The sequence below is a fragment of the Candidatus Poriferisodalis sp. genome (genome assembly GCF_965204195.1).
Classification (GTDB): Bacteria; Actinomycetota; Acidimicrobiia; order Acidimicrobiales; family Poriferisodalaceae; genus Poriferisodalis.
Genome location: NZ_OZ241975.1, coordinates 3,261,993 through 3,275,439 on the forward strand (window position 1 = coordinate 3,261,993; position 13,447 = coordinate 3,275,439).

Here is a 13,447-nt window from a genome sequence, read left to right on the forward strand (position 1 = left end):
GTCGCCCCGCGAAGTCACGCACTATGTCCGTTGAGAAAAACTGCGACAGATGCCTGACAATTTCTGCGCGAATAGGGCCAGATCGAGCTGTCATTCCCACAGTCGGCGGATGGGGATCGCGTGCAACCGGTCGCCGAAGCTGGCACTGATCTCGCCGTCGTAGAGCACCGCACCGCACACGAAGCGACCTCCAGCGGCTCGGCGGAGCTTGCGCAGGCCGCTGAAGTCCGACTCGGTGACGGTGGCTGCGGCCTTTACTTCGATGCCTGCAAGCTGTTCAGCACCGCGTTCGATCACGATGTCCACTTCGGTGCCGTCGCGGTCACGAAAGTGAAAGAACTGCAGATCGGCGTCGTGCCAGCTGGCTTGGCGCCGCAATTCGCCGAACACGAAGGTCTCGAGCACGGTTCCGAGCAGTCCGCGGTCCGCCCATAACGCGTCTGGCGAGGCCCCCAACAGCGCGCACGCGATGCCGCTGTCGCCGAGATGCAGCTTCGGCATCTTGACGAGGCGCTTGGCGCGGTTGCTGTGCCACGGCGGCAGCAGTTCGATGATGAACAAGCGCTCGAGCAGCGCCAGATACGAGCGAATCGCGGGCGTGCTCAGCTGAAACGGGGCCGCCAGCCGGCTGACGTTGAACAGCCCAGCGGTCTGCGCGGCTGCCGCGGCCAGCAGGCGTGGCATGACGTCGAGCTGCCTGATCCGGGCTAGCTCCAGCACGTCGCGTTGGATGACCGTCTCCACGAAATTGCCATACCACCGCGCACGACGGCGCCCTTGGGGGCGTGCCAGCGCAGCCGGGAAGCCTCCCGCACAGATGCGTTCGGCGAGCTCGTGCCCGAGTCGCTGATGCGCTGAGGTGCCGAAACCGTCGTCGAACAGCTTGTCCAGGAACCCCCGGCGTTGGGCGATCCAGCTGCTCGGCGTCGTGTCGCGGTACTCGGCCTCGGTCTGAGCACTCAGCTCAGCTTGAGACAACGGGTGCAGCCGGACAACATCCATGCGACCGGCGAGCGAGTCGGCCAAGCGGGGAAGCGACAGCACGTTGGTCGAGCCGGTCAGCACGAAGCGACCCGGCCGGCGGTTCCGGTCGATAGCGACCTTGAGGGCCGACATCAGCTCCGGCGCGCGCTGCACCTCGTCTAACACAACCCGCGGCGGCAGATCGGCGACGAAGCCGACCGGGTCGGCATTCGCGGCGGCCAGCGCTGCGCGGTCGTCGAGCGTCAGATACGCGTAGCGCAGCTCATCGGCATCATTGATGTTCGAAGCACGGGCACCCGGCAGGTGGCTCGGCGCGCACAATGCCTGCGCCAGTGTGGTCTTGCCGCACTGGCGCGGGCCATGAATCAGAACAGCCGGCGAGTCCGCAAGAGCCTCCGCCAAATGCCGCGCAGCGAAACGAGGGATCAGTGGCACATCGGTCATCACCCAGCCTCCCTTGCCCGCCGCCCCACGGCTCAGCTACATCTCGACGGTTCACGGCTGATTGAAACTATATCTAGCGGCTGATTGAAAGTTCATCCATCGGCTGATTGAAATTTTCCTTAACGGCCAATTGCAACGTCAATGCACGGCTGATCGAAGCCTTCTTCCGCGGAACGACGCTGCCGCCGAGCACAACATGAAGGTGCTCGAAGGCATCCTCGGCTACGACGCCGACAAGATCGCCGAACTCGTCATCGCCGGCGCCATCACCTGAGCGGCTGCACCGGTCTTCGCTGCGCTCCACAATGTCGGGATGAGCAATGACGGGGGCGCTTCAGGCGTCGACAGGCAGAACATCTCGAGCGGCGGGCCGCTGGAGCCCGTGGCCGGCTACTCGCGGGCAGTGCGGCTCGGCGATTGGGTCGCGGTATCGGGGAGCACGTCACTAGGGCCCGACGGCGTGGCGCACCCGGGCGACTGCTACGGGCAGGCCATCTACACGCTGGGGGTCATCGAGCAGGCACTGGCGGAGGCGGGAGCGCAGATGAGCGATGTCGTGCGGACTCGCTCGTTCGTCACCGATATCGGCATGCTTGACGACTTCATCCGCGCCCACGGCGAGGTGTTCGGCGACATCCGGCCGGCGTCAACGCTCGTCGAGGTGTCGGGGCTGATCCATCCCGACCTCGTCATCGAGATCGAAGTCGACGCGATCATTCCCTGAGCACATGCGAGCACTGGTGCAGCGGGCCGCCGAGGCTCGGGTGCGAGTCGACGGCGAGGTCGTCGGCGAGATCGGTCCCGGGCTGTGCTGCCTGGTGGGCGCAACGCACGACGACAGCACTGAGTTGGCGCGCAAGCTGGCCAGCAAGATCTGGAACCTGCGGATTTTCGCCGACGAGAACGGCCAGATGAACCGGTCGGTGGCCGAGACCGGTGGCGAGGTGCTGGTGGTGAGCCAGTTCACGCTCTACGGCGACACCCGCAAGGGCCGCCGCCCGTCGTTCGTTGCAGCCGCCGCGCCCGATCAGGCCACCGGGCTGATCGACGAACTGGTTGCAGAGCTGCGCCGCCTCGGCGCCAACGTGGCCACTGGCTCGTTCGGGGCCGAGATGGCAGTCGAGCTGATCAACGACGGCCCGGTCACGCTGATGCTCGAAGTCTGACTCCGGCACTCCCGCTGAACAGCTGTCAGACGGGGGTGAAACGCAGCAGTGCGGGGCCGTCGGGTGTGGGGTCGAAGACGGCCTGCACGGCTTGGCCGATGTGGACCGTCTCGGGGTCGCAACCGACGATGTTGGTGAGCACTCGGGGGCCCTCTTCGAGCTCGACGTAGGCCAGCACGAACGGGGCCGCCTTGCGCCACGAACCCGGGATGCGGCGGGTGACCGTGCAGCTGTAGACGGTGCCTCGCCCCGAAGCCTCGAACCAGGTCACCGAGGTGCTGCCGGGCTGATCGCAGCGTTCCCGCGGGTACCACACGACGTCACCGCTGTCGTCGCAGCGGGGCAGCACCAGTCGGCCTTCGGCGGTGGCATCCCAGAACCGCTGCGTCTCGAGATTCACCGTCGGCGGCGGCACCGGCAGGCCGAACTGCCCGAGTTCGCTCATGTCGACCTGCCCATCACGAGCGTGGCGCTTCCCATGCGGGTGGCGAGGCTGCCTCCGGTGCCGTGCGCCAGGGCCAGCTCGCAGTCGGGCACCTGCACGGCCGCTTGGGCCTCGCCGCGCAGCTGGCGCACGGCTTCGACCACCTTGGTCATGCCGCCGCGGTTGGCCGGATGGTTGTTGCACAGGCCGCCGCCGTCGGTGTTGAACGGCAGCGCACCGCCGGGCGACTGCAGAGCGCCGTCGGACACGAAGCGTCCGCCATGACCCTTTTCGCAGAAGCCGAGGTCCTCCAGCGTCATCAGCACCGTGATCGTGAAGCTGTCGTAGATCGACACGTAGTCGATGTCGGCGGGCGTCACCCCGGCTTCGGCAAACGCCAGCGGCCCCGAGCGCGTCGCCCCCGTGTGGATCAGATCGATGCGCCCGCCCGAGGTGTGCTTGATGGCGGTTCCCGTTCCCAGCACCGGCACGCAGTGACGGTCAAGCGACGCCGCCACCGCTTCGCTGACCAGCACGAGGGCACCGCCGCCGTCGGTGATCACACAGCAGTCCAGGCGATGCAGCGGGTCGGAGATCACGGGCGAGGACACCACTTCATCCACGGTGACCACGTCTTGGAGGAAGGCGTGCGGATTGTGCTGGGCATGCGTGGATGCCGCCACCTTCACCTCGGCCAGCTGTTCAGAGGTAGTGCCGAACTCGTGCATGTGCCTAGCAGCGGCCAGCGCGTACCCGCCGGGCACCGACATGCCGAACTGGTTCTCGAACGATGCCTCCGGCGCGGAACTGAACCGAGCGCTGCCGCCCGGCCCGGCGCCACCGGTGCGCGGCTTGCCGGCCAGCGTGATCAGCGCCACATTCACGTGGCCTGCAGCAATGGCCGCAGCGGCATGCTGAACATGGACCAAGTACGCCGAGCCGCCGGTCTCGGTGTCGTCGATGTAGGTGAGGTCGAGGCCGAGGTACTCCGCCATCGACAGGGCGCCGAAGCCGGGTGCGTCGCCGGCCGAGTAGTAGGCGTCGACGTCGGCCAGGGTCAGCCCGGCGTCGGCCAGCGCGCCCGCAGCCACCTCGGCGTGGATCTGCGGCAGCGTGCGGTCGGGCAGCTCGCGGCCGGGATGCTCGTACACCCCGGCGATGAGCGCCTTGCCTCGAATCGTCACCGGCGGCACGCTAGCCGCCGCCCACGACGCGGTGCCCGATCTGCGCTGGTGCCGAGTCGTCGGTCGGCGTCGGGAGCGAGCGTTAGCTTCGCGGCGATGCTGAAGCCATACCGAGTACTGGACCTCACCGATCACCGGGGCGCCATGTGCACCTCGATCCTCGGCTCATTGGGCGCCGAGGTGATCCTCATCGAAGGCCCCGATGGGCGTGGCAGGGACCATCGGGAGACGGGTCCCGATGGCACCTCGCTGAGCTGGTGGAACCTGCGGCGCGGTGCGCAGAGCTGCGTCATCAACGATCGCAACGAGCTGATAGAGCTGGTCGCCGGCGCCGACGCACTGATCGAATCGCCCGACCCCGGACTCGGTCTCAGCTACGACGAGCTGCGTGCCGTCAACCCCGGACTCGTGCACACCACCGTGACCCCATTCGGCAGCACGGGACCGAAGGCCGGATGGGCAGCATCAGATCTCACCATTGCCGCCTCGGCATGCAGCGCTGCCATCACCGGCGACGCCGACCGGGCGCCGCTGCGCATCACGGCACCCCAGAGCTGGCTGCACGCGGGATCGCATGCCGCCGTCGGCACATCGCTCGCGCTGCGGCAGCGCGACCGCAGCGGGTACGGCCAGCACGTCGACATCTCCGCACAGCAGGCGATGATGCAGACGGCGTTCCCGGGCATCATCCATGCGCCCAACCAGTACCCGTCGGCCCGGCGCACCTCGGGCGGCATCCTGCTGCTCAACTTCCACCTGCAGTTCGTGTACCCGGCAGCCGACGGCTACGTCTCGATCACACTGCTCTTCGGCGACACCATCGGGCGCTTCACCGCCCGGCTGATGGAGTGGGTGCACGAGGCGGGCTGCTGCGGCGACGAACTCGCGGCGCTGGACTGGATCGACTTCGGGATGCGGCTCTTCACCGATCCCGACAGCGCGCCCGGTCAACTCGAGGAAACCAAGGCCGCGATCACCCGGCTGACCAGCACGCGGACCCGAGCCGAGTTGTTCGCGGAGGCACAGCGGCGCGAACTGCTGCTCGCACCGGTGTACGCGCCTGCGGAACTGACGGGTGTCGAGCACTTCAACGAGCGCGGCTACTGGGATGCGGTCACCGATCCTGCGTGGGGCAGCGTGATCACGCCCGGCGACTGGTGCAAGGCCAGCCGTACGCCACTGCGCTCCCTCGGCACACCGCCCGACCTCGGTGCCCACACCGCGGCCACCAAGGCGAAGCCGCGCTCGGCGCTGCTGGACGCCGCCGAGAAACTGCGCGACGGCGGCGGCGATCCGTCGAGCCCGCGGCCCCTCGAGGGGATCAAGGTGCTCGACACCACGTGGGTGTACGCCGGGCCGTTCACGACGCGGGTGCTCGCCGACTTCGGCGCCACGGTCATCAAGGTGGAAGGGCCAGCGCGATTCGACGCTGCACGCGGCAGCGGCGGCGGCCTGCGGGGCGACATGGGACCTGACGCCTCGATCCAGTACGGCACGCTCAACGCGGGCAAGCTCGGCGTGACCATCGATCTCAACACCGCCGAGGGCCGCGACGTGCTGTGCGACCTGGCGGAATGGGCCGACATCTACGTCGAGTCGTACACGCCTGGCACGCTCGACGACTGGGGCATCGGTTACGAGACGCTCTCGGCCCGCAACCCGGGCCTGATTCTGCTGAGCACCAGCCTGATGGGCCAGACCGGACCGCTCGCCACATTCGCCGGCTTCGGCAATCTGGCCGGTGCCATCACCGGCTACTACGAGATGACCGGCTGGCCGGACCGGGCGCCGGCGGGACCGTTCCTCGCCTACACCGACTACGTCACCCCGCAGTACATGGTGCCGCTGCTGCTGGCCGCGCTCGACGCCCGCGACGCCGATCCGCAGGGCCGGGGCCAGCATCTCGACTTCGCTCAGGCCGAGGCCGCGGTGCACTTCTTGGCGACCGAGGTGCTCGAGCACACGGTCAATGGCGTTGCTGCCACCCGATCGGGCAATGCCGATGCGTTCAGCAGCCCCCATGCGATGTACCCGTGCGACCAGGGCGATGCCAGTCCCGACAATCCCATCGAGCCGCCGGAGGCGTGGATCGCGGTGGTGTGCGAAACCGAGCACCAGTGGGAGTCTCTGTGTGAGGTGCTCAGCCGCGACGGCCAGCCCGTGCCGGCCGAACTCGCCGGCCTCGACGCAGCGGGACGCGTCGCGCGCAACGCAGACATTGACGCCGCCATCGCGGCATGGGCCGCCGGGCGCACACCGGCTGAAGCCGAAGCCGTGCTGCAGGCTGCGGGCGTGCCCGCACACGCCAGCCAGAACAGTCTCGGCTGCTTCGCCGATCCGCAGCTCATTCACCGCGGCCACTGGATGGACGTCGAGCACCCGGTGTACGACCGCATGATCGTCGAAGCGCCCCGCCTGCAGCTCGCCGGCACCCCCCACGCCGTCACCAGGTCAGGCCCGAGCCTGGGTGAGCACAACGACCGCATCCTGCGGGACATCCTCGGTTACGACGACGACCGTGTTGTCGAACTCGCCGTGGCCGGCGCCATCGGCTGAACGCTGAGCTGCATTGCGAAAGGAACAAGCACATGAACGCTGACGAGCGAATGGCGACGATCCGGGCGATTCATGACTCGCCGCTGCGCATCGTGCTGTCGGTGACAGGGGGCGGGATGCTGGCGCTCAGCGACCTGCTGACGGTGCCGGGCGGCTCGCGCACGATCCTCGAGGCCGGCGTGCCGTATTCGGTGAAGTCGCTCTACGAGCTGATGGGCTCGGAGCTGGAGCCGCACGTGTCCGATGAGGCCGCGCTGGCGATGGCCGACGGCTGCCTGGCGCGGGCGCAGTACCTGGTCTCGACGCCCAAGCCGGGCACTGAGCCGTGGCCGCTGGCGGGCATCTCCTGCACAGCCGCGCTGGTAACCGATCCGCCCCGGCGAGGCGAAGACCGCGCGCACATCGCCGCCGTCAGCGACTCGGGCACGCGCATCGCCCGCAAGATCACCTACGACACTGACGACCGCATCGAACAGGACCGTGAGACCTCCGACGCGATTCTCTCGCTTATCGCGGAGATCGCCGCTGGCTGAAGACCGGCTGGTTCAGCTTCGACGGCTGCCTGGTGACCCGCCTGCAGGCGCGGCGGCTTAGCGGAACAGGCCGTCGCCGATGCCCTCGGCGATCTCCTCTGGCGAGTAGCCGGCATCGGCCCAGACATCGAAGTTGTGCTCGCCCAAGTAGGCGGGGCTGAGGTAGCGGGGCGTCCAGCGCAGGCCGTTCCACAGCCCCGCGAACGCGTCGACGGTCCGCTCGCCGAACACCGCGTGGTCGACCGGTTGCCAGAATCCCCGCTCGGCATGCTGGGGATCGTCGGCGAACAGCTGGTGTGAGCTCTGCACCGGGCCCGCCGGCACGCCGGCACCTTGCAGGGCGTCGGCTGCTTCGGCTGCGGTACGGCCGGCGGCCCACTCCCCCAGCACCGCATCGATCATCGACCTGCGGTCTCGGCGGGCCGCTTCGGTGACCAGCGAGGGATCGTCGAGCCGGGGATCGGCGAGCAGGCCGACGAGCCCGAGCCACTGCGCCGGCTCAGTCACCGTCACGGCCACGAAACCGTCGCCCGTCGCGTACACATCGTTGGGCACATGGTCGGCTATGCCGTCGCGGTTGCCCTCGGGACGGGGCGGCAACACCCCGGCCGATTGGCGGACAATCGCGGCGCCGATCGCGTAGGTGCCCACTTCGAGTTGCGCCATGTCGATGCGCTGCCCCTCGCCAGTGCGCTCGCGCGCGTACAGCGCGCCGACAGTCGAGACCGCCGCAGCGAATCCGGCCAGGTGGTCATTGAGCGAGAAGCCCGGGCCCACGTCGCCACGGTCGGCGAAGTTGGTCAGGTGGGTGATGCCGCACACGGCATGCACCGTCGGCGCGTACGAGATGACATGCCGCCACGGTCCGTCGTGGCCGCAGCCCGACATGGTCACGTAGACGAGCCGTGGGTTCCACTCGTGCACGGTTTCCCAGTCGAGGCCCCACGAGTCGAGCACGCCGGCGCTGAAGTTCTCGATGAGCACATCGCACGTCTCGATCAGCCGCCGCGCTGCCGCCAGGGCGTCGGGATGCTTCATGTCGAGCGTGGCGCTGCGCTTGGAGCGGTTCCACACGAAGTAGTAGGGGAAGTCCGGCGAGTTGACGAGGGTGGATCGCTCCTCGCTCTGGATGCGGATCACGTCGGCGCCGAGGTCGCCGAGCAGCTTGGTGGCAGACGGTCCGGCCAGCACCCAGGTGAAGTCGGCCACACGGATCCCGTCCAGCGGGCGCCGGTCGCCGTCGTTCCCCGACGACGCTGCTCCGGCCACGCTGCCGATGTCGCCATTGCGAGCTTCGCCCGCGGGCGCCGCCCACAACGCCAATATCTCCTCGAGCGATGTGTCCGCAGCGGCCGGGGTGCCCGGCGGCACGGATCCGGATCGACTCGTATCGCTCCATCGCACCAAGCGCGCCGGCAATGTCACCGAACCGGCGGCGCTGCCCGCGCCTGTGTCCATCGATCGGGCCGATACCAGTGAGCCGTTCGCAGCGGTCCGGCCGGGCGGCAGGACGTCGGCGAAGAACTTCCGGTGCGCGAACTGCGGGTTCGCGCAGACCTCAGCGATGTCGAGCACGCCGCCGAATGCCACGTGCCGTTCCTGCGCTTCCCACCAAACCTCGCGCGCATCCTGCGGCGCGATCCAGCGCCGGACGGCATCCATCACCTCGTCCACGCTGAGCAGCAGCTCGCCGGGGTCGATTCCGATCCACTTGTCGACTTCGTCGGATCCCGTATCGATCATCCACTCCAGCAGCAGGTCGGGTGTCGGCGTCGGCGTGATCATGACGTAGCCGCCGTCGCCGCCCACACACTCCGCCAAGTCGTAGGCACGCAGCCAGTGCAGGGCGCCCTGGCGCGGGGCCACCTTGGGCAGCGGCAGCAGGTCGTCGAAGAAGTACTGCATGAACAGGTTCTCGATCGATCCGGTCACCGTCTCGTGGATGGACAGGTCGAGGTGTGCGCCGCGGCCCGTCGAGCGTGCCGACAATGCCGCCGCAATGCCTGAGGTCGCTGCCACGAAGCCCGCGTAGTTGTACGCCTGACGGCCCCACACGTTGAGCGGGCGGTCGGCCAGGCCCGTCAACGCCATCATCCCGCCCATCGCGGCAGCCACCAAGTCGGAGCCGAGCCACTGCGCCCGCGGGCCGGTGCGACCGAACGGCGTGATCGACACCTGCACGAGCGCTGGGTTGACTGCGCTGATGTCGGGGTAGTCGATGCCTGCGTCGGCCAGCCGCCCGGGGCGCTCGGTCTCCACGACCACGTCGGCCGCCACAGCCAACTGGCGGTAGGCATCTTGGCCTTCGGCGGTGCTCAGGTCCACCGGGCAGCGGCGCTTGCCGCCGTCGTACCACCAGTCGGCGACGCCGCCCAGCGCTGCCGCAGCCGGATCAGCCAGCGGCAGGCCCGGTGCTCCGGTTCCGACCCTCACCACGTCGGCACCCAGCTCGGCCAGCAGCTTCGTCGCGAACCGGCCGGCGTCCCCGGTCAGATCCACGACACGCAGTCCCGACAGCGCTCCATGGACGATCGACGAGTCGCGACCATGAGGGTTGACTGGCTGGATCATGACGGCCCGAAGCTAGCCCCGACGCGACTCACAGAACCAAGCCGCACTTGCAGTCCTCCGCCGGTCAATACGCGAGAGCGCAGCCTGAGCCTGCAGCCCGGCCTCAGATGTGCCAAATCACGCACGTGAATGAGCGCAGCTCATGACACACTCTCCACTTGACCCGCTGCCGTTCAGCTGGCTCGGTTTCTAGGAGCGTCAATTGCGTAAGAGGAAGCCCCGTGGGAATTGACTACGACGCTGCATTTGAATCAGTTGTTCAACGGCCATGGACCGAACTTCCGCAGGAGCAACAGGATGCTGCCGTGCTCTCGGACCGCCAAGGTCAGCTTGCTGCCGATGAACCCGATGCTTACGCCTTACACGACACTCTCAACTACCAGCGCGGGCACGCTGACGTCTTTCGCGAGGTCTACAAGTCTGCTCTCCATGTTCCGCCTGCGAAGGGTCAGCGGCTGCTGGTGGTTGACATCGGGGCCGGGGCAGCCACAGTTGCCGTCGCGATCAACGAAGCTCTCGGCCGAAAGGCGCTGCGGCGCATCGACTACCTGGCGTTCGACCCGAACCAGATGATGCAAGAACTTGGCGAGCGGGTTCTCAGCCGCCTCGATGCCGGCTTCAGGTCTGCTGTGTACATCGAGTCGCTCGACGCAATCAACTTCACGAACTCGGACCGGCTGCTCTTCACGTTCAGCTACGTGTCGCACCAAAAGGCAGTGTCGCCAGCGGACATCGACCAGTGGGCCAACTTGATCGGGCAAGCAGTCGGTCGGTCTGATCACGCTGTCGAACTGCTCTACACGACGGCGAGCAACATCCACAGCATCGAGCCCAAGATCCCGATGCTTGGCCAGAGGCTTGATCAAGCAGGATTCAAGCGACAGATAGAGGCCATCCGTGTCAGAGTCCCACGGAGATTTCCGGAGCCGGACAGCAGCGACGGGCGCGTACAGTGGAAGCCAAGTCCCCGCCTGTGGCAGGTGGAGGCAGAACGCTGGGTCCTGCGGCCATGAGCATGCGGCTACCGCTATTCGCTGACGACACAGTGGCCGCGCCCCCCGGTCTGGAGTACCACGAGGAATTCCTGACGGCATCCGAGGAGCTAGATCTGCTCGGGTGCGCCGATGCCTCAGGGTGGCTCTCCGATATCTCGCGACGCGTACAGCACTTCGGGTTCAAGTACGACTACTCGGATCGCTGGCTTGACGAGACAGCTCGCATCGGGTCGCTGCCCGGCTGGCTGGCTGAACTCGCATGCAAGGCCTATGGCAGCGTTTCCGAAGACGTGCAGCGGTTACTAGACCCGAAGCAGCCCTTCGAACAGGCGATCATCAACGAGTATCTGCCAGGACAAGGGATCGCGCCTCATGTGGACCGAGACTGCTTCGGCCCCGTTGTCGCGACCGTGAGCTTGGGAGCGGCGATCAACATGGACTTCCGCTGCGATGCCACTGGCGAAGAGCACGGCGAGCGGCTGGCACGCCGCAGCCTGCTCGTGCTGCGCGGAGAGGCACGCACCGACTGGCGGCACAGCATTGCCAAGCGGAAGTCTGATCTCTGGAACGGCCAGCAGTTCAAGCGCGAGCGACGCGTCTCGATCACGTTTCGCACCATTGCCGATCTGAACTCTGGATCCGTCTGATGCCGTTCCGATAATGGCCGACAGCTTGGTCGACCCCCGGCACCCCACCTCCGAACAGCGCCGTGCTAGACGCCACCGCAGGTTTCGCAACCTCCTCATCTGCATCGGGATCTTTGCCCTTCTTGCCGCATTATCCGCATGGTGCAGCCGGGGGGAGGTCGAAGTCGAACCCGATCTACCTTCTCCGTTCGAGGAAGCCCTAGCCGATGACCCATGGGCTTTGGCCGAATCCCAGCGCCTACTTGCCGCCGAAGCGGCGAACAAGGGGCGAGTCTCCGCCGCAGTGATACACGCCCGACAAGCCACGATGGCAGCGTTCATGACGCTGCCCGAGGAGATCACTCTTCGTCGAGCCGAACGCGGGGTCACACGCAGCCGAGACGAGCGGGACATCTGGGAAAACGCACAGACCGTCGCGTTTGCTGCGGATGCCAGCGCAACCTGGGCAGTTGTGCGGAATGGCATGCGTCCGAATGACCACACCGGAAACCAAGACCGCGCGTTCACCGCACAGGCAGATGTCCGCACAGCCCGAAGGACGGTGGACGAGGTCTGGGCCATGACCAGAGTTCACTGGGAAGAGCACCGTGGCGACGAGGCCGAAAGTGCCTGGGCCGACACCGCTCTGGCCTGGGCACATGCAGCCGACGCCTGGGCCTACGCCCAAAGCAGCGTCGATGAGTTCTTCAACGAAGCTCTCGCTGCATGGTGGGACAACCACTGATGTTCCAGATCTGGTTCGTCGCTCTTGTCGTCGCCGGCGTCTGGATCACCGCGCTCGAGATCTGGGAAGGGTGGCCACCAGGCCGCTGATCGACTGCATGCGGAGCTTCGCCGAGCGGACGAGGCATCCACAGACAGGGGAAATCACGGGCCATCCAAGCCGTTACTTAGGCAGAGCACGAATTCGAGATGAGCTACCCAGCCATCACCTGGAACAACGTGTCGGGCGTACAGATGTTCGTCGGGCTCGACCTCCAGCGGATGCTGTATCCGCTGCACACCGGCAAGACGGCATCATTGACAGACCGACTTGCCAGTCGCGAACGTTGTGCGGAGGCCGCGCGGCTTGGGGCCAGCCAAACTCACGCGAAGTTGATTCCACTATTGGATACACACGCTCGCGTTGAAGTCACTCTGATCCGGTGATCTGACCTCCGACTGAACCAACGGCATCAATGACGACGTCTGCCCACGATTGGGCCGACCGTTAGTCGAACGCTGCCGCCATGAAATTGCGGTAGAGCTGCTCGGCGTCGGCAGCGAAGCCGACCATGGCGCGGTCGGCGTCGGCAGCGAGCGCGTCCAGCGAGCCGGGGCCGAGCGTCGACTCCAGGGCGTCGCGGTAGGCGTCGATGGCTCCCCAGTTGCGCACCGTGTCGTCTTCCACCTCCACGTGGTACTGCATCGACCACGCCCGTGGACCGACCCGCATGGCCTGCACCCGGCACTCCGGGGAGCTGGCCAGCACCACCGCATCGTCGGGCGGCTGCGCCACCTGCACCGAGTGCCACTGCAGTGCGTGCTGGCGGTCGCTCATCTGGCGGAAGATCGGGTCGCCGCGGCCCTCCGGCGTGAGATCCACGGCCAGCACGCCGATCTCTGGCGGGCGCTGGGGGCCGCAGGTGCCCCCGAGCGCATCGGCCAGCAGCTGGTGCCCCAGGCACAGCCCCAGAAACGGTCGCTGCAGGTCACGCACCCAGCGGCGGATGGCGCGCTTCTCCGGCACCAGCCAGGGGCAGTCCTCCACGTCCCACACGTCCATCGGGCCGCCCATCACCCACATGGCGTCGTAGTCCTCCAGCGGCGGGATGGGCTCGCCCTCGTCAAGTTCCACCGCCGTCCACTCGACGCCGTCGGCACGGAGGAAGTCGCGCAGCCGGCCGGGATGCTCGCAGTCGATGTGCTGCAGTACGAGGAGCCGCATCACCTCCGTTGCTACC

At 67.2% G+C, this 13,447-nt stretch carries 14 protein-coding genes; 8 read left to right on the forward strand and 6 right to left on the reverse strand.

Annotation, left to right across the window (positions count from 1 at the left end; translation table 11 throughout):
- Positions 1-90 precede the first annotated feature (90 nt).
- Together ACOGI8_RS14600 and ACOGI8_RS14605 are read right to left on the reverse strand one after the other, a co-directional pair.
- Positions 91-1,428 carry an ATP-binding protein gene (locus tag ACOGI8_RS14600; RefSeq protein WP_419854523.1) on the reverse strand — a complete coding sequence of 446 codons (1,338 nt, stop codon included), beginning with the start codon at positions 1,426-1,428 and terminating at the stop codon, positions 91-93.
- A gap of 73 nt (positions 1,429-1,501) precedes the next feature.
- Positions 1,502-1,732: a hypothetical protein gene (locus tag ACOGI8_RS14605; protein ID WP_419854524.1), complete on the reverse strand. Its 231-nt coding sequence runs from the start codon at positions 1,730-1,732 to the stop codon at positions 1,502-1,504.
- A gap of 9 nt (positions 1,733-1,741) precedes the next feature.
- Here ACOGI8_RS14605 and ACOGI8_RS14610 point away from each other — a divergent pair, with 9 nt between their 5' ends.
- Positions 1,742-2,152 (forward strand): RidA family protein, encoded by a 411-nt coding sequence (locus tag ACOGI8_RS14610; protein WP_419854525.1) that lies wholly within the window; start codon positions 1,742-1,744, stop codon positions 2,150-2,152.
- A 4-nt stretch (positions 2,153-2,156) separates the two neighbouring features.
- Positions 2,157-2,594 (forward strand): D-aminoacyl-tRNA deacylase, encoded by a 438-nt coding sequence (dtd, locus tag ACOGI8_RS14615; protein ID WP_419854526.1) that lies wholly within the window; start codon positions 2,157-2,159, stop codon positions 2,592-2,594.
- A gap of 25 nt (positions 2,595-2,619) precedes the next feature.
- On the opposite strand, the gene ACOGI8_RS14620 is transcribed toward dtd, so the two are convergent.
- Together ACOGI8_RS14620 and ACOGI8_RS14625 are read right to left on the reverse strand one after the other, a co-directional pair.
- The gene (locus ACOGI8_RS14620) at positions 2,620-3,039 is read right to left on the reverse strand and encodes a Zn-ribbon domain-containing OB-fold protein (RefSeq protein ID WP_419854527.1); all 420 of its coding nucleotides are present in this window, start codon (positions 3,037-3,039) and stop codon (positions 2,620-2,622) included.
- Positions 3,036-4,202 (reverse strand): thiolase domain-containing protein, encoded by a 1,167-nt coding sequence (locus ACOGI8_RS14625; RefSeq protein WP_419854528.1) that lies wholly within the window; start codon positions 4,200-4,202, stop codon positions 3,036-3,038. Before ACOGI8_RS14625 ends, ACOGI8_RS14620 begins: the two co-directional genes overlap by 4 nt.
- A 96-nt stretch (positions 4,203-4,298) precedes the next feature.
- On the opposite strand from ACOGI8_RS14625, the gene ACOGI8_RS14630 reads away from it, so the two are divergent.
- Entirely contained in the window at positions 4,299-6,758 is a 2,460-nt protein-coding gene (locus ACOGI8_RS14630; RefSeq protein ID WP_419854529.1) for a CoA transferase, read from the forward strand.
- 32 nt (positions 6,759-6,790) lie between these two features.
- Positions 6,791-7,291 carry a hypothetical protein gene (locus ACOGI8_RS14635; RefSeq protein WP_419854530.1) on the forward strand — a complete coding sequence of 167 codons (501 nt, stop codon included), beginning with the start codon at positions 6,791-6,793 and terminating at the stop codon, positions 7,289-7,291.
- Positions 7,292-7,348: 57 nt separating this feature from the next.
- On the opposite strand, the gene ACOGI8_RS14640 is transcribed toward ACOGI8_RS14635, so the two are convergent.
- A complete protein-coding gene (locus ACOGI8_RS14640) occupies positions 7,349-9,862 on the reverse strand; it encodes a CoA transferase (protein ID WP_419854531.1) in 2,514 nt (837 codons plus the stop codon).
- A 221-nt stretch (positions 9,863-10,083) separates the two neighbouring features.
- Here ACOGI8_RS14640 and ACOGI8_RS14645 point away from each other — a divergent pair, with 221 nt between their 5' ends.
- The 4 genes from ACOGI8_RS14645 to ACOGI8_RS14660 all read left to right on the forward strand — a co-directional run bounded on the left by ACOGI8_RS14645 (position 10,084) and on the right by ACOGI8_RS14660 (position 12,653).
- Positions 10,084-10,875 (forward strand): hypothetical protein, encoded by a 792-nt coding sequence (locus tag ACOGI8_RS14645; protein WP_419854532.1) that lies wholly within the window; start codon positions 10,084-10,086, stop codon positions 10,873-10,875.
- Positions 10,872-11,504 carry an alpha-ketoglutarate-dependent dioxygenase AlkB gene (locus ACOGI8_RS14650; protein WP_419854533.1) on the forward strand — a complete coding sequence of 211 codons (633 nt, stop codon included), beginning with the start codon at positions 10,872-10,874 and terminating at the stop codon, positions 11,502-11,504. The genes ACOGI8_RS14645 and ACOGI8_RS14650 overlap by 4 nt, the downstream gene beginning before the upstream one ends.
- A gap of 13 nt (positions 11,505-11,517) precedes the next feature.
- Entirely contained in the window at positions 11,518-12,228 is a 711-nt protein-coding gene (locus ACOGI8_RS14655; protein WP_419856435.1) for a hypothetical protein, read from the forward strand.
- A 188-nt stretch (positions 12,229-12,416) separates the two neighbouring features.
- Complete coding sequence (locus tag ACOGI8_RS14660) at positions 12,417-12,653, forward strand: hypothetical protein (protein ID WP_419854534.1); 237 nt, start codon at positions 12,417-12,419, stop codon at positions 12,651-12,653.
- A 61-nt stretch (positions 12,654-12,714) separates the two neighbouring features.
- Here ACOGI8_RS14660 and ACOGI8_RS14665 read toward each other — a convergent pair whose 3' ends face one another.
- Positions 12,715-13,431 carry a type 1 glutamine amidotransferase gene (locus ACOGI8_RS14665; protein ID WP_419854535.1) on the reverse strand — a complete coding sequence of 239 codons (717 nt, stop codon included), beginning with the start codon at positions 13,429-13,431 and terminating at the stop codon, positions 12,715-12,717.
- Positions 13,432-13,447 lie beyond the last annotated feature (16 nt).